The organism is Geodermatophilus poikilotrophus, from assembly GCF_900111455.1.
In the GTDB taxonomy this organism is placed as follows: Bacteria; Actinomycetota; Actinomycetes; order Mycobacteriales; family Geodermatophilaceae; genus Geodermatophilus; species Geodermatophilus poikilotrophus.
The window spans coordinates 66,547-82,598 of sequence record NZ_FOIE01000001.1 but is presented as its reverse complement, the minus strand read 5'-3'; the positions used below and the strand labels follow the sequence as shown (position 1 = coordinate 82,598).

Below are 16,052 nucleotides of genomic sequence, written 5' to 3'. Positions count from 1 at the left end.
CAGCGTGCGCCGGCGTTCGGCCGGGTACGGGCTCGTTCGGACCGCGTTGCTGTAACGGTTGCTGTAGTCCTCCCCTGCGCCCGGGAGTGTCGTCCACTGTGCCCAGCACTCCAGCGCTGAGCCCGGGGGATGCCTGATGCACTCCGGGCTGGCAGGACGGATACATCCTCCAGTACTTCTCCAGTCGGCTCTCCGAGGTCGATTGCTAGCACCGACACGGCACCGCGGTGACGTGGTCCCGCGGCTGGGCCGGAGGCGACGACACCGTCGAGGGCCGCCCGACGACCCCGACCGTGCGCACAGGCCGGCCTCGGTCTCCGACTGCGACGCAGAGGCGCCGGACCGCTTCCTCACCGGCGTCCGGGCGTTCCTCCTCGGCACCAGAGACCATGCGCAAGGAGCACGAGCGACGGGTAGGCGGCCAATAGCCTGCCGCGGTGGCCCCCGTACCGTCCCGTGCTCACGCCACCGTCGTCGACGAGCTCTTCCGGCGACTGAGCGGGGACGCGGATCGGGCAGTCCTGCTCACCGGGCTACCAGGGATCGGGAAGTCCACGACGGTCGGCCTCCTGGCGGCCAGGTTCGCCCGTGCCGGGACGTCCGTGCACCGGGTGGAAGCGGACGACATGAGCCGCAGCCGGCCGTTCGGCCTGATCGCGGGCCTGCTGGGGGTCGAGGCGGTCTACCCGCCGGGGCCGGACACCGTGGACCGGATGGTGGGGGCGGCGGAGAGGTTGTGCGCCGAGGGCCCGGTGCTGTTGTGCGCGGACGATCTACACCAGGCCGACGGGGACTCGCTCGACCTGCTCGGGTGGCTCGTCGACATGTCCCGGTACCTGCCGCTGTCGTTGCTGCTCACGCGGCGGCCGCTGCCCGTCCGTGAGGGCCTGGCCGTGCTGGCGGCCCGCCCCGATGTGCACGAGGTGGAGCTCAGCGGGCTCGCCCCGGAGGAGCTGGACACCCTGGTCACCGCCCGCTACGGCGCGCCACCAGGCCTGCAGGTCCAGGAGCTGCTCGCCGTGACCGGCGGCAACCCGTTCCACGCGCGCGTCATGCTCGATGACCTGCAGCGGCGCGGGCTGCTCGACGCCGGACGAGAGCTGCTCACCACCTCGGCCACCGCCGCCGACACGCCCGCGTCGGTGCAAGCCGGGGCGCGGACGCACCTGGCGATGCTCGACCCGGCGTCCCGGGACCTGTTGCAGGTGCTGGCCGTGTGGGGCAGGCCCGCGGCGCCGGACCAGCTCGCGGCGGTGACCGGCAGCAGACCAGCCGCCCTGCTCGGCGCCATCCAGGCCGCCGTCGGCTCGGGTGTGGCCCGCTGGACCGACGACGGGCTGCTCGCCTTCCGGCACGACCTCTACCGCGACGTCGTCTATGCCGATCTCGAGCCTCCGCTGCGGAAGATGCTGCATGCGGCGTGCGCGGCGGAGCTGCGGACAGGCGGGGAGATCCCGTCGCAGGTGCTGCAGCAATCCGCCGCCGCGGCTCTGTCCGCGACATCGGAGGCGGAGGTCGCGCTGCAGGTCGCCGAGACCGATCTCGCCCACGCTCCTGCGCAAGCGGCCGATCTGCTCGCCACCGCCGCGGAGCAGGTGGCCGCGCTCCCCGCGGGCCCGGAGCGGACGCAGCTGGAGGACCGGATCGCCCTCGCCCGGACGGGGGTGCTGGCAACGGCGGGCAGGATGGCGGAGGCGATGCACGTGGCGAGTGAGGCCCTGGACCGCACGTCCGATCCCGCGGTGCGCGCGGGGCTCGTGCGGCTTCGCCTGCACCACATCGTGAGCACCGCCGACGTCCCCGGCGCACTCAGCGAGATCGACCGTCATCTGGCTGGCGAGCTCCCCGACAGCGCCCGCGAGGCGCTGACCCAGCTGCGCCGGTGGGTGGTCGTGCTCGGGGGACGCGAGCCGGTCGGGGACGGGGTCCCCACAGGCAGCAGCGGCGCCGCACTGCTGCCGGCCGCGGTGAACCTGTTCCTGTCGGGCCGCTGCCGCCGGGCCCTGCACATGATCGACGACGCGGTGCGCGCGCGTGTGGACGCCGGCTCCCCGGACTGGGCGGACGGGCCGACGGCTCCGGTCCTGCCACCGTGGTTCGCCCTGTACGCCGACGGGATCGAGGTCGCCCGTGCACGGTCGATGGAGCTGCGCCGGCAGGCACAGCAGTCGGGGCGCGGCTGGCAACTGCCGTACCACCTGTTCGTCGCGGCTTCGATCGAATACGTCGCAGGCCGCTGGGACGACGCGCTCGCCTTTCTCGACTCCGGTCTCGAGGCGACCGCAGTCACCGGGACGGGATGGCTCTCCCGCGCGGTCGGCCTCGGCCTCGGCATGCGGGTGCGGCGCGGCGAGCTCGACACCGCCGCGACGGGGCTCTCCCGGTGGAAGCTGCGGGCGCTGCCCGAGCAGTACGGGTTGCCGGCCGTCGGACACGCGGAGATGCTGCTGCACGAGGCCTGTGGCGACCTCGCCGGCGCCATCGCCCTGGCGCGGCGGAGCTGGATCGAGACCCTTGGCTCCGGCCGCCTGGTGTGGGCGGTGTACGCCGGTCCGGACACCGCCCGCATCGCTCTGCAGGTCGGGGACACCGACCTGCTCGCCCGTGTCACGGCCGACTCCGCGGCGGCGCCCGTCCAGGAGATGCCCGGCATGGCTCCGGCGACCGACCTGATCCGGGCGATCGCGGAGCGGGACCCGGACCGGGCGATGGCGGCCGCGTCGGCGTTCGCCGGGCGCGGGCACGTCCCCGGTGAGCTCGGTGCCTGGGAGGAGGCCGCCGTGGCCGCCGCGGCCCGCGGAGACACCGAACGGGCCCGCAGTTGCGCGGCCCGGTGCACGAACATGGCCGACCTGCTCGGCGCCACCACCGTCGAGCGACGGCTGACCGCCCGGCTGCGCGAGCACGAGATCCGGCTGGGTGTGACCGGCCGACGGCGACGTCCGTCGTCGGGGTGGAACAGCCTCACGCCCACGGAACTGCAGGTCGCCAAGCTCGTCGGGCGGGGGCTGACCAGCCCGCAGATCGCCGCCCGGCTCTACGTCTCACCCCGCACTGTGCAGACCCACATCTCGCACAGCCTGCGCAAGCTCGGCCTCGGCTCCCGGGTCGAGCTGGCCACCACGGTGGCGCGGCACCGTTGACCCCAAGCGGACGGGCGACGGCGCGGACATGGGCCTTGACCGACCCTGCTCCCCCGGGGACCGCGTGCCCGGTCCGGCCGGTCGCGCCGCCGCACGCCGGACCGCCTGGGCAGGCAGACCCCCGTCGATGGTCCCCACCGCGGCCTCCCTGTGCCCATCCCGATGGGGCTGACCGACCGGGGACACCGGCGCCGGGGGTCACCGGCTCCCGGTGACATCCCCCCGGCCGGGAGCCGCCGTCGACCCCATCGGTCCCGCGACATCGACCCCGCCGTGCGGGAGCGCTCGGACCGCCTGGTCGCCACGGAGGTGCTGCCCGCATTGCGGTCGCCCCAGCGCCGACGCCCGACGAACTCGCGGTCAGGCCCGTCCTGCGGCCGACAGGTCGTGTGAGCCGGCAGCCGACATCACCCCCGTCCTGGTACGCCGGGTCCCCCGACACGGGTCACGTCCTGCGGTCGTGGTCCTGCGCCGGCGTCGGGACCGTCTGCTCCCTTCCGGTGACGTGGTCGGGGTAGGCAGCCGTGAACTTCACCAGTCCCCAGATGACCGCGATCGGGATCACCCAGTTGAGGAGCAGCTCCACGAGGTGGACCGAGGAGAAGGTGGTGTGCTGCTGGTCGAGGGCCGTGAGGAGCAGAGAGCACCCCCCTATGACGACCAGGCCGAGTCCCCAGGCCGCGCTGATGACCCGGTTGATGGAGTGGAACGTCGGTGATCCCCAGTACTGACGCGGGGTCGACTGCCGGGCGTACTGCTCGGTGAAGGGGCGCGCCGAGGCTGTGGCCAGGACGTACACGCCGAGGACCACGCCCACGAGGGGCCGACCCCAGGTGTAGAGCCAGTCGTCGACCGGAGGGCCGCCGACGAACCCGAGGACGGCGATCACCCCGAAGATGCCGAGGGACACGGCGTTCAGCGTCGTGGGGTCGCCCCGCTGCCTGGCCCTGATCAACAGGACGGCTGTGAGGACGACCGCGAGCAGCGCGCTCCACGCTACGGCGTCCGCGGCCGAACGACGCGCCACGACCGTGAAGACGATCCACGGGAGGAAGTCGAGGACGAAGGACAGTGGCTTCATGGCAGCGACGCTAGGAAGCCGCCACCGAGCAGACATCCGCCATCGTGCCGATGTTCGGTCCAGGCGGGAGCGACATCGGCGCACTGCGCGGCGATCCCCATCCGGGAGCGAAGGTCGAGCTTTGGCGAGGATGTGCGGGACGTGGCTCTGGACCGTCCGCGGCGAGGCGTACAGATGCTGGGACGGTACCCGCGTCGCTCGACACGGCGATCCGGTCGCGACCCGACCGGACGGGCAGGCCCCGGGTCTACGGGTCCCCCACAGCAGGAGGACGAAGAGCGGGTCGCCGCGGCTCGGTCGAGAACGGCGGAGAGGGTCCGCAGAGCGCCATGCGCCCAGCCGCTCGCGCACGAGCTCCCCGACGTCCAGCGGGTCCACGGGTGGGAGGACGTGGCAGGGTCCCGAAACCGCGGAGGGAGTAGAGCGGCTGGCCCACGCCAGGCGGCGGGGCAGGCCGATCGACGCGTTGTCCAGCCGGTGGGCGTCGTCGACGCACGACAGGACCGGCCCGGCCTGGCACCAGGCGTCCACCTGTGCGAGCGAAGTCAACCGGGTGGGTGCCGTCCGGCGGGGCGCCAGCAGCTGCGCGGCGATCGCGAGGCCGTGCCGCAGGCCGCGGTCGTCCCCACTCGCGCGGCGCACCACGTCGCCGGCGACGAGGGCATCGGCGGCCAGCCGGTCCAGCAGGACACCCACGGCACTGTAGGAACCCGGGTTCGGTACAGGCCGGGAAGCACGGATCGCGGCCTGGACGTCAGCGGCTCGGCAGGTGGGCCTCCAGCCACTCGAACGCGCGCAGCGCGGTCAGCCGCCGCCCCAGCGGCTGGCAGTGCCAGTTGGCGCCGTCCACCACGCCGAAGCGGGCCACCTCGTGCGGTGCGGTGAGCAGCCGGGCCAGTTGCTCGGACTGCCCGGGCCAGAACTGCTCGTCCTCGGGTTCGGTGATCAGCAGCGGGGTCCGGATCCGCTCCGCCACGTCCCGCAGCTGGTAGCGGCGGACCTCGGTGAACAGGTCGAACGGGCTGCTCGCCCCGTAGGGACGGGCCCGGTAGGCGAAGGTGCGCCCCGTCTCCGGATCCCCGCCCGCCTGGGCCATGTACCGGTCGAAGTCGTCCTTGCGGCCGGCGTCGAGCAGCTGGAGCATCTCGGCCGGCAGGTACTCCACCCAGGACGTCGACACGTCGACGACCCCTGGATCGGCGACCGCCGCGACGAACCTGTGCTCGAACGCCAACGCACGCGGCACCCAGTACCCGGCCTGGCTGATCCCGGAGGCTGTGAGGGCGGCGGCGTCGACGTCTGGGCGCCCGACGAGGGCGTCCACCACCGGGGTCAGCACCGCCTCCCAGTCCGGACGGAAGGTCGTCCCCCGCTCGAAGAGCATCGACTGCTGCCCCGGGCCGTCGTAGACGAACGCGTTCCAGCCGCGGTCCAGGGCCTCCGCCGCGCCGGCCCACCACATGTCGGTGATCGGGCCGTCGCTGCCGTTGGTGATCACCAGGGTCGGCCGCGCCCTACCGGAGGCGTCGGGCCGTAGCAGGTACCCGGGCAGGGTGGTGTCCTCGTACGGGACGTCGACCCGCACGTACCGGGAGCCCGCGCAGTCGATCCACGCCTCCCAGCAGTCGCGTCCCTTGCGGAACGTCGGCAGCAGAACGGCCTCGGCCTGCTCGGCCGGCAGGCCGTCGACGGCATCGAGCGAGCGGGACCAGGCGTCGGCCGCCGCGAGAAAGGCCCAGCTCGCTCCCCGGAGGTCGCCCGCCTGGCGGTGCTGCACAGCGAGTGCCGCGAGCTGGTCGGCCCGATCCGTCCACGCCGAGAACCAGCTCGCCCAGTCGCCGTCGGTGATCCGCGCCGCGGTCGCCAGCACCGTTCCGACGTCACCCACCCCGTAGGCAGTGGCGCCGAGTGTGATGCGTATCCCGTAGTCGAAGCTCTGGCTGGCGAAGAATCCCTCCTCCAGCACGTGGGAACCGGTCGCGGTGGTCGGGACCGTCTGCTGCGCGGTCATGCGTCCTCCTCGGCTCGAGCTGCTCGGGAGCCGAGCCTCGCAGCCGGGGGTCTCGCGGACATCCGCCATCTGACAGACGGCACCCGCCCAGGTACCCCTCGCCCCAGGCCACCGCTCGCGCGGCGACCGCCCCGCCGGTTACACGCGCGGTGCGGATCGGCGGCTTACGCACCGACGACCGTGTGCCGGGGCTCGACGACGCGGCGCCGGTCCCCACGGGGTCACGACCGTGGCGGCGAACGCGACCGTTGCCACTCCTCCGTCGGTGGTCCGGGCCCTTCGTCCCCAGCCCCGCGGCTGACGGTGCCGGGCGCCTGCGACCCACCCCCGCCCGCAGCCGCGACCACCGCCCGGGCCGCCCTCACGGCCGCGCCGGCGGCCGGCTGCCCTCCGCCGCGTCCGGTTCCAGGACGATCAACTCCCGGGGTGGGTCCGGCCACCGTGAGCGGTCGGCGGTCGTCACACCGATCGACAGGCGCAGGCGCCCAGCCGGCCCGCGACGGCCGGCTGGGCTGGTCAGATCGTCGACAGCTGCGTGATGCGCAGCGCGTCGGCCAGATAGGTGCGCAGCACGCCGGCGTCGGCCGAGTCCGCCACGAGGCCGAGGTACCCGTCCGGGCGGATCAGGGCGAACCCCGCGGATCCCGCTGCGCCCAGGCCGTACGCCCGACCGATCACGTCGTCCGGGTCGACCACGCAGTCCTCGGTCGCCCCGTCGTCGCCGTACACGACTCGGATCACCGTGCCGAGGTCGCCGAGGGTGTCGCGCAGCTCGTCGAGCGTGTCGGAGTCGTCGCTCCGGACCAGCAGCAGCATGCCGGGTCGGGTCAGCAGGTCCTCCACGGTCACCGGGGTGCCGTCGGGGCGGAGCAGGCCGTCGGGGTCGGGTGCATGGTCTCCCGTCCGGCTCGCGCCGCGGTGGTGGGCGCCGTGCTGCACCGAGAGGACGCTATCGCGGTAGCGGATCGTCGTCTCGGCCATCGTCGCGGCGCCGGTGTCGGCGAGCCGTGGGAGGTGGCCGACGAGGAACAGGACGCAATTGCGGATCGCAGCCTCGGGACCAGTGGCGGTGCCAACGTCGGTCAGCGTCGTCGTGTCCCGGACGACCATGGCTCCGACGGGGTGGCGTTCGTCCTGATAGGTGTCCAGCAGCTCCGGGGCCGCCCGGCGGTAGGCCACGAGGGCGAGCTTCCAGGCGAGGTTGGCGGCGTCCTGGATGCCGGTGTTCATGCCCTGGGCGCCGGCCGGGCTGTGGATGTGGGCGGCGTCGCCCGCGAGCAGGACGCGCCCGAGACGGTACTGCGGGACCTGGGCGTGGTGGACCTCGAAGTACGCGAGCCAGCGCGGGTTGCGCACCGTCACGCCGCCGCCCATGCGCGCGTCGGCGAGGGCCTGGATCTGCTCCAGGGTGGGGTCGGGCGCACCGGCACCGGGGTCGTCGACGAGGAACATGATCCGGGCGCGGCTCCCGGCCAGCGGGAACAGGATCCCCATGCCATCGGGGTGGGTGAACATGCGGATGGTGTCCGGCGACCACGTCGTGTCGACGTCGACGTCGGCCATGGCGAAGTGCTGGCCGTGGAACCCGCCCTCCAGCTTCGTGCCGGCGAGGGCGCGGGTGGTGCTGTGGCCGCCGTCGGCGCCGACGACCCAGCCGACGCGCGCGGTCTCCTCCCCGGCGCGGGAGCGGAGGGTGACGTCGACGCCGTCGGCGTCCTGGGCGAGCGCGGTGAGCGTGACGCCGCGTTCGACGACGATGCCGAGCTCGCCGGCCCGTTCGGCCAGGACGGCCTCGGTGTCGGGCTGGGCGACGTCGAGGACGTAGGGGTGGCGGCTCGGTACGCCGGTGACGTCGAGGCGGGCCCGGGTGGCACCGGTGCGGCCGTCGAGCATGGCCAGCGCGCCGATGCGCCGGCCCCGTGCCTGCAGCCGGGGCAGGACCCCCAGGGCGGCGAGCATCTCCATGCTGCGGGCGTGCACGCCCACCGCGCGCGACTCGGTGGTCGGCTGCTCAAGGGTGTCGATGACGCGTACGGGCACGCCATGGCGGGCCAACTGGCAGGCGGCCGTGAGCCCCACCGGGCCGGCCCCCACCACCAGCACCTCATCCGTCGTGGTCATGGTCGTCTCTCCTGTCGCGGTGCGTTAGGCCGTCCCGTGCCACCTGGTGTGCGTTCATCGGACGTTGGGGTCGGCGTCGTGGCCCGCCGCAGGGCGACCCCCTGCCCGCGGTCGAGGTTCTCGGCCAGCGGCTCGGCGTACGTGCCGGCGCGGGCCCCGTGGATGTGGTCCAGCGTGGCGTCGTGGGTGTGCAGGGACAGCGCCGACGTACTGGGTTCCCCCGCCCACTGGCACGGACGAGGGGCCATGGCCTGCCTCATGCGGAGCCCGGGAGGGTGCGGTGCCGGTCCGCGGTGAGTCACTGTCGGCCCGGTTGGTGGTCCCGGCCGGCGGGATCGTGACCGTGAAGCGAAACAGGTCCTGCGGGTCCCATGCCGCCTTGACGGCCTGGAGCCTGCTGAGGACGGGAGCTTCAAAGGCGCCGCGGGCGTCGGCGGGTCGGCCGTCGGGGCGCGCTGTGAAGTTGTAGACCGCCCGTCCGCCGCTCCAGGGCAGCAGCCGACGGTACAGCTCGTTCTGCATCGCCATGGCCCCGCTGAAGCCAGCGCCGGGGTAGGCGGAGGTGAAGAGGTTGAACCCCGCGTCGCGGTGGCCGACCGCGTCCGGCATTGCCAGCGGACGGGCGAGCGCGCCGCCCAAGTGCCGCAGCTCCAGCATGTGCGGCGTGGTCGCGCCGATCTCGGCGAGCAGGACGTCGATCACCCCCTCGTCCCAGCGCGGCAGGACCGCCCCACCACAGCTGACCGGCTGCGGCCGGGTGGGATCACCGTGGACCGTGCCGAGTTGGTCGATCGAGAGCGGGCGCACCGTGTCCAGCAGCGGTACCGCGACCGCGCGCAACGGCGCGATCAGCCGCTCCGCCCCCTCGGCGGGCCCGAGGTGGGTCACCCGCAGGTGGGCCACGAACCGGCCGCGCACCGGCGCGGGGACCGCATCGACGTCGGGGAAGGTCAGGAAGGCGACCGAGAGGCTCAGCTCGTCCGGCGCGGTGGCCGTGCACCGGCCGAAGGCGGCGAGCAGTTCCGACGCCGACTCCCCCGGCAGGTAGAGCCCGCCGCCGTAGAGGGCGTCGGCGGGCATGAGGTCGAACTCGAGCTCGGTCGCGACCCCGAAGTTGCCGCCGCCGCCCCGGACCGCCCAGAACAGCTCCGGTTCGGTGTCCGCGGTGATCTCCCGCGCCTCACCGTCGGCGGTGACCAGCCGCACCCGCCGGGCGTGGTCGGCCGCCCAGCCGTGCCGCCGACCCAGCGGACCCAGGCCCCCGCCGAGCGTGTACGCCGCGACGCCGACGTCCGGCGAGGACCCGCACAGCGGGACCAGCCCGAGGGGTGCGCACTTCTCCAGCACACGGGCCCACGGAACACCCGCGCCGACGGTGGCGGTGCGGCGTTCCGGGTCGACCGTCACCGTCGACAGTGCCCGGGTGTCGATCAGCAGCCCCTGATCGACGCCGGGGACGGGGCCGTGGCCGGTCGCCCGGACGGCGACGGGCAGCCCGCGGCCGGCCGCGAACCGCACCGCGGCGGCCACGTCGGCCTCGTCGGTCGCCGAGACCGCCACGTCGGGGGCGGGGATCGCGGACAGGTCGAACCCGTCGCGCGCTGCGTCATAACCGGCCGTGCCCGGCAGGTGGCTCCGGTCGGAGAAGACGCCGTCGAGAGAGGCGGAGTTGGTGGACGTGATCGTCCTCCTGTCGAGGTCGGGGCCCGCGGCGGGCCCGGTGCGAGAGACGGTCGAGGCTCCCGGCCCAACGGGCTGCAATCGCCCCGGCAGCCGGGGTGGACGAGCCGCAGGCCCCGTCCGGGCTCACCCGGAAGGTCCGCCCGCGCCACCCTCCCGTTCGGCGCACAAGAGCTCGGCTGCCCCGCGCTCCACCGCCTCGGCGAGCAGGTCGAGGTCCCCGACCACCGACGGGTCGGCGACCAGCCCGAAGCCCAGCCGGTCGGCGACCGACAGCACCGCTACGCGTAGCGCGTGGTGCTGCGCGACCTCGACGAGCGGCTGGACGGCGGCGACCGGCGCGTCGAGCACGGTGACCGCCCGGTCGGGGCCGCGCACGTTGGACACGTTGAGCGCGAACGACCGCCCGCAGCGCTGCAACCGCTGCGACCAGTTCGCCAGGCGCGGCGAGAACCGGGCCATCCGGTCCGCGAGCTCGTCCAGTTCCTGGGCGTCGTGGCGGGCCTTCCGCTGCGCCGTCTCCCGGCGGACGGCGGCCAGCCGGGCCACGGGATCCGGCTCGTCTACCGGCAGGTCCACCCGGAAGTACGAGTCGCGGTTGCCGGCCTGATCGCCGTCGTGGTGCAGGGTCACCGGCACCTTGACCCTCAGCTCGTGGAGCGGCCCGTGCCGGTGCTCCAGCCACCGGCGCAGCGCACCTGCCACCACCGCGAGCACGGCGTCGTTCACCGTCGCGCCGGCCAGCCTGCCGGCGGCCTCGCGCAGAGCCGACACCGGGGTTACGGCGAGGGCGACCTCGCGCTCGCGCCCCACCTCCGCGTCGAACGGCGAGCGCCGCAGCCCGGGGAGGAGTTCACCGGTGAGCACGCCGGCCAGGGAGGAGCGCCCCGGGTCCCGGCCCGGGGTGCCCGCCGCCGCGGTCCGGGAGCCGCGCCCGCCCGGGCCTGCGCTGGCCGGCGCCGGGTCCCAGAGCACGTCCTCGGCCAGGCGCATCACCGTTCCGCCGTCGGCCAGGGCGTGGTGCACCCGCCACACCAGGACCGCACCCCCGCCCGCCACCGGGCCGACCACATCCATCCGCCACAGCGGCCGGCTCCGGTCGAGGCGCTGCCCGAACAGCCGGACCAGCTCGGTGCGCAGTCCGGACCCGTCGAGCGGGCCGGCCGCGTCGACGGCCCGGACGTGCGCCGCGACGTCCACCTCGTCCGGGCGCCACACCGGCTCGTCGGACGTCCCGCTCAGCCGCCAGGTCAGCCGCGGCGCGTCCGGCAGCCGGCAGGTGACCGCGTCGCGGAGCTGCCGCAGGTCCGGCGCGCCCGCCGGCAGGTGGACCACCGTGGCCGTGTGCCCGACCAGCCGGGCATCCTCCAGTGCGAGGATCGCCCGGTCCTCGGCGGTCAGCGAGACCTCCACGGCAGCAGCCTGCCGGTGCCGGGCTGGTGCCGACAAGCGGGATCCCGACCGAGGTTGAGCACCGCAGCCTTGGCGGCCCAGTACGCCTGCGGGCCGGCTCCCCGCTGAACGCTGCCGCCGAGGCCGTCGACGATCGACCCGCCCCGCCCGGCGGCCTGCATGGCCCGGGCTCCGTGCTTGTTACCGAGGAACACGCTGTGCACCCACACGGCGAACGTGCACGGCCTCAGGGTGACCTGATGGTGGTCAGATTGGGGGTCGAACCGCCTCGGGAAGCGGTCACGGGCCGTTCCGGACTTCTTCGAGCACGGTCCCTGACCTGCGGTTCCACGGTCGGGCTGACAGGATTTGAACCTGCGACCCCTTGACCCCAGGCGTAGGCAGCGTGTGCAGCATCGTCCGCCGAAGTCCGTTTGCGCAGGTCAATCAGTGTACAGAACGCGGACGAACGGGTGAGAACGCCCTGAACAGACCCCCCAATGGTGGTCAAGAACCGCGGTCCTGACCTGTACGAACACGGCCCTCGCGTCGCCAACCGTTCTGGTGCTGAGCGTGACGATGTCTCGAAAGGTCATGGCTGGATGGCTCGCGTTATCTGGATCGCGGCCAACGCGGATAAGCCCCCGGCGCCTTGAGAGCGCACGTCCGCCATGGATAGTGCGGCGCTCCCGTCCCTTCCCCTCCCTCCCTGCCTACCCTGCAACTGACAGTTCCCCGGTGTGGGGTTCGCGGTCGTCCGCCGTCGTACGGACACCCAGGTCAAACGGATGATGCGGTCATCCGCGCATGGCTGCGGACGACTGTGAACGCCCCGTGGCGGCACACACGCTGGCACACAGCATCACCCGCGAGTGAGGGAACACCCGGTCGGCCGGTCGAAGCCGAGCCCAGCATCGATGACGACGATCTCCAGCTGGCCAAGCTGGCCATGCGGGTTCGATTCCCGTCACCCGCTCCACGCTTGGTCGGGCCGACGCCCCTCTGTGCCGCTCGGCGGACCTCCGTCGCTACTCCTATGAGCAGACGTCCTTAGCGGCCAGGCCGCATTAGCGACGCTCGTCGACGGTTGCAGAAACGCCGACGAACTCGAGGCCGCCGCCGCCGAGTAGCGGTCTCCCTCGGATCGCACCCGTGCCGGAGCCGGTTGAGTAGCGGGGGGACCGGCCGGACCACCGCTCTTGCTGTTGAACTACGTCCGTTTCCGCAGCTCACGAGCCCCTGCATAGGCACCTGGACCCTTGTGCTATGCCTGTCGCCGATCCACAGTTCGCGTGCTGGTTGACTGCGTGGGGTGTTCCGCGACGGGGTGTCCAGAGGGGTTGACAGCGCGCATCGGCACCGAGCAGGCGAGGGCGAGCACCACGAACAGGCTGGCGAACAGTGTGGCCGCCCAGGTCTCCTGCGGGGTGCGGGCCGAGCTGAGTAGCAGCGGCACCAAGGCGAAGCCGATGATGCCGGCGGGGACCCGTGCGACCAGCCGCCCGCGACCGGACAGCGATCGACCGGCCAGCATCGCCAGCAGGACCATGATGATCGATGCGCTGCCCTCGCCCGTTTTGAACAGGTGCCCGAGAGCGCCCGGGATCATGAGGGGCCCGAGCGGGAAGATGAACGGTGCGAGCGTGAGCCACCGTGGTTGTCTGCCCGCTCGTTGCAGGTCGAGGGCTCGCCCGAGCAGACCGCCCACGATGGCGCCTGGGAGCAGGAGGCAGAGAAAGGTACCTGTCCAGGTGAACGTGGATTCGTCGCCGGCGAGGTTGACCATCCAGCCGCGAAGACTGGCGGACCACGTGAGACCCACCAGGGCTCCGACAACGACGGTCCTCATCACGCCGCCTCGAGAAGCTGGTCCGGCTGCCGGGTCGAGCTTCGGGATGTGGTGAGCAGCGCCCAGCCAACACGGGCGAAGAGCAACATCCACCCGGCGATCACGACCTGACCGGCTCTGAAGCCGGCCAGGATGCCGGGCGTGAGAACGGCGAAGACGTAGAGGCCGATGAAGAGCGGCAGGAGGCGGAGCGTCGCAGAGCGGGCCGGTGTCCGCGCCGCCGAGACACCGGCCATGGTGAGGGCGACTCCCACGCCGAAGGAGGCGAGGCCGTACCACCCCCCCGGGTCGACGGTGTCGTCGACTGCGACCGAGACGATCTCCAGTGCCGCCAGCAGCAGCATTGAGACGGCGCCACCTGCGAGGCCCACTCGGGCGACCCGGCTGCGCGCCATCGGCGTCCAGAGGAGGCCGGCGATGAGGACGGCGAGCGCGACGTCACGCGCAGCGAGGAAGCCCTGGGACACCAGGAACGCCCCGGGTGGGAAGGGGAAGCTGTAGCTCCCGTCGGCGACCGCTGGCAGGTAGGTAATCAGCAACACGGCGTGCAGCGCCCCTAGCAGACCCGCGCCCACGCCCAGGGCGCCGATGAAGCCGAGTGCCCCGACTCGCCGAGTGCTGGTGGACGGCGATGTCGCTTCGGTGGAAGTCATCGTGATGCTCCTCCAGCCTGGCGTCGGGCTGCCTGACGGATCGCCCTCTTGCGTGTGCCGCGGCGCGGGTGTTGGTCAGGCACTGGGTCGCTGGTGACCGCAGGTGATCGGTGGACGGGACGGCCAGTGGCGACCAGGGATCCGATGAGATCTGCGGCGGCTCGAGCGCCGCGATGACGGGCGATGTCATCTGCGATCGCCTGGGCTCCACGCCGGAAGCTCGGGTCGGTGAGCACTCGGCGAACCGCCTGCCGGATGGCCGCTTGTGTCGGCGTTCCCGTGCGGAGATTGACCCCGGCCCTGGCGAACTGCACCCGGTTGGCGACCTCGGGCTTGTCCTGGGTCGCGCCGGCTACCACGAGCGGGATGCCGTGCGCGAGCGCTCTGAGCACGCCGCCGTACCCGCCGTTGGTGACCATGACCCCGATGTGCGGGAGGAGCGCGGCGTGTGGGATGAACTGGGCAGCTCGGGCATTCGCGGGTAGGGGCCCCAAGGTGTCGATTCCCGGGCCGCCTGTGGTCGCCACGACGAGGACGTTCTCGTCGGCCAGCGCTCGCAGGGCCGGGATTAGCAGCTCCTCAGGATCGGTGTTCGCCGTTCCTTGCGTGATGTGGATGACTGGTCGGTCGCTGGACACGAGGTCCTCCCACCACGGCGGCAGGTCCTGGGGGTCGCCGGACGGTGGATCGGTCATCGGGCCGACGAAGTGGACCTGGGGAGCCAGGTCCGAGCGCGGGTATTCCAGCGACGCGACCCCGGCTTGCAGGTAGAGGAACGGAGAGAGAGCGGCGTCGAAGACGAGCTCTGTTCGAGGCGGCAGGCCGAGGGTCGCCCGCTGGGCATTGGCATGTAGGACCACGTCGCGCATGAGGATGCGGGCGGCGAGCTCCTGCAGGACCGCGTTGCGGAGTCGCCCGAGGCGACCAGGCATGGGCAGGAACCCGGGTCCAAACGGTGCGGTGTCCCGGCTGGAGAGCATCAGCGGGAAGATGTTGACCGCTACCCAGGGCGGCCCCTCGCCGAGCTCGTGGAGGAGTGCCGCGCCGCGGAACGAGGAGTCGACCACCAGCGCGTGGGGTTGTACGCGGGGCACGATGCGCCGCAGGTCGCTGACTTGACCGTGCCCAGAGTCGATGAAGAAGCGCTTGAGCGCGTACTTCAACTGAGCGATGCCGGTGAGCTCGCGCAGCTCGGGCAGGAAGCTTTCCAGTGGTCGCTTGCCCGGGTCGAGAGCGTCCGACATCGTCTCGAACTGAGCGCCGGTGTTCTCGACCTGCTCGCGGAAGCGAGCTCCGGTGTAGAAGTGCACGGTGTGGCCGCGTCCCACGAGCTCTCGCGCCAGCGGGAGCAGGGGCGTCACATGTCCGACCAACGGCATCGCGCACAGCAGAAGCCCCATCGGCGTGGAGGTCGGCACTGATTCGCCTGCGCGAGCGGCCTCGGCCAGCGCGTCCGTGGAGCCGGCGTTGCAGCGGAAGGCGCCGGCGACCAGGTCCTCAGTGTTCATCGACGGCCTTCTCGTCGTCGCCGCGGTGGGGCTCCAGGACGCCGCCAACCAACGCCTTCATCGTGCGAGTGGTCTCGGCTCGGCTCAGCAGCAGATCCCGACGCAGCAACTTCCAGGTATAGACGTCGGTGGCTGCGTGCAAGGCGTTGAGGCAGCGACGCCGGGCTGTCGGCGCATCAGGCAGAAGGGTCCCGAAAACCGTCTCCAACCAGATGCGATGGCCCGCGCGAGCCTGGTCGAGGAGCAACGCGAGGCGCCCGAGACGTTCAGCCGACATTGCCCAACGAACGTTCAGGTCACCGAATTGCTCGTACTGCTCGACCAGGACCTCGACGACGTGGGACGCACTGCCGTGCCGCACTGACCTGCGCAACCCCTGGATCTCCGACCTCAGCAGCTCGAGGGCGGCCACAGCAGCTCCCTCCTTCGAGTCGAAGTGGTTCAGCACGGTCTGGTGGGAGACACCTGCGCCGGTGGCGATGTCAGCCAATGTGATGTCCTCGTACGGCCGCGCCAGCAGCAACCCCTGCGCCGCGCGCGCAATCCGCTCCCTGGTCGCCGCGACTTCGTCGGCCCTTGCCCCCATGCCACACCACCGTCCTCGCTCGCGGTTG

At 72.7% G+C, this 16,052-nt stretch carries 10 protein-coding genes; 1 reads left to right on the top strand and 9 read right to left on the bottom strand.

Going from position 1 to position 16,052, the window contains the following annotated elements; translation table 11 throughout:
• The first annotated feature begins 437 nt into the window (after positions 1–437).
• Positions 438–3,143, top strand: coding sequence for a LuxR C-terminal-related transcriptional regulator (locus BMW27_RS00365; protein WP_091437473.1), 2,706 nt, complete (start codon positions 438–440; stop codon positions 3,141–3,143).
• 445 nt (positions 3,144–3,588) lie between these two features.
• On the opposite strand, the gene BMW27_RS00360 is transcribed toward BMW27_RS00365, so the two are convergent.
• The 9 genes from BMW27_RS00360 to BMW27_RS00320 all read right to left on the bottom strand — a co-directional run bounded on the left by BMW27_RS00360 (position 3,589) and on the right by BMW27_RS00320 (position 16,024).
• Entirely contained in the window at positions 3,589–4,224 is a 636-nt protein-coding gene (locus BMW27_RS00360; protein ID WP_091437470.1) for a DUF3159 domain-containing protein, read from the bottom strand.
• 754 nt (positions 4,225–4,978) lie between these two features.
• Positions 4,979–6,235, bottom strand: a complete 1,257-nt coding sequence (locus BMW27_RS00355) for an alpha/beta hydrolase family protein (RefSeq protein ID WP_091437468.1) — start codon at positions 6,233–6,235, stop codon at positions 4,979–4,981.
• Between the two features lie 516 nt (positions 6,236–6,751).
• A complete protein-coding gene (locus BMW27_RS00350; RefSeq protein ID WP_091437463.1) occupies positions 6,752–8,356 on the bottom strand; it encodes an FAD-dependent monooxygenase in 1,605 nt (534 codons plus the stop codon).
• Between the two features lie 54 nt (positions 8,357–8,410).
• Complete coding sequence (locus tag BMW27_RS00345; protein ID WP_139206798.1) at positions 8,411–9,916, bottom strand: FAD-binding oxidoreductase; 1,506 nt, start codon at positions 9,914–9,916, stop codon at positions 8,411–8,413.
• 246 nt (positions 9,917–10,162) lie between these two features.
• Positions 10,163–11,449 carry a WS/DGAT domain-containing protein gene (locus BMW27_RS00340; protein WP_139206797.1) on the bottom strand — a complete coding sequence of 429 codons (1,287 nt, stop codon included), beginning with the start codon at positions 11,447–11,449 and terminating at the stop codon, positions 10,163–10,165.
• A 1,243-nt stretch (positions 11,450–12,692) separates the two neighbouring features.
• Positions 12,693–13,214 (bottom strand): hypothetical protein, encoded by a 522-nt coding sequence (locus tag BMW27_RS00335; RefSeq protein WP_139206796.1) that lies wholly within the window; start codon positions 13,212–13,214, stop codon positions 12,693–12,695.
• A 62-nt stretch (positions 13,215–13,276) separates the two neighbouring features.
• On the bottom strand, positions 13,277–13,930 hold the full coding sequence (locus BMW27_RS00330) for a hypothetical protein (RefSeq protein WP_091437452.1): 654 nt from the start codon (positions 13,928–13,930) through the stop codon (positions 13,277–13,279).
• Positions 13,927–15,438 carry a glycosyltransferase gene (locus BMW27_RS00325; protein ID WP_091437449.1) on the bottom strand — a complete coding sequence of 504 codons (1,512 nt, stop codon included), beginning with the start codon at positions 15,436–15,438 and terminating at the stop codon, positions 13,927–13,929. The genes BMW27_RS00330 and BMW27_RS00325 overlap by 4 nt, the downstream gene beginning before the upstream one ends.
• Positions 15,428–16,024, bottom strand: a complete 597-nt coding sequence (locus BMW27_RS00320; protein WP_091437446.1) for a TetR/AcrR family transcriptional regulator — start codon at positions 16,022–16,024, stop codon at positions 15,428–15,430. Before BMW27_RS00320 ends, BMW27_RS00325 begins: the two co-directional genes overlap by 11 nt.
• Between the last annotated feature and the right edge of the window lie 28 nt (positions 16,025–16,052).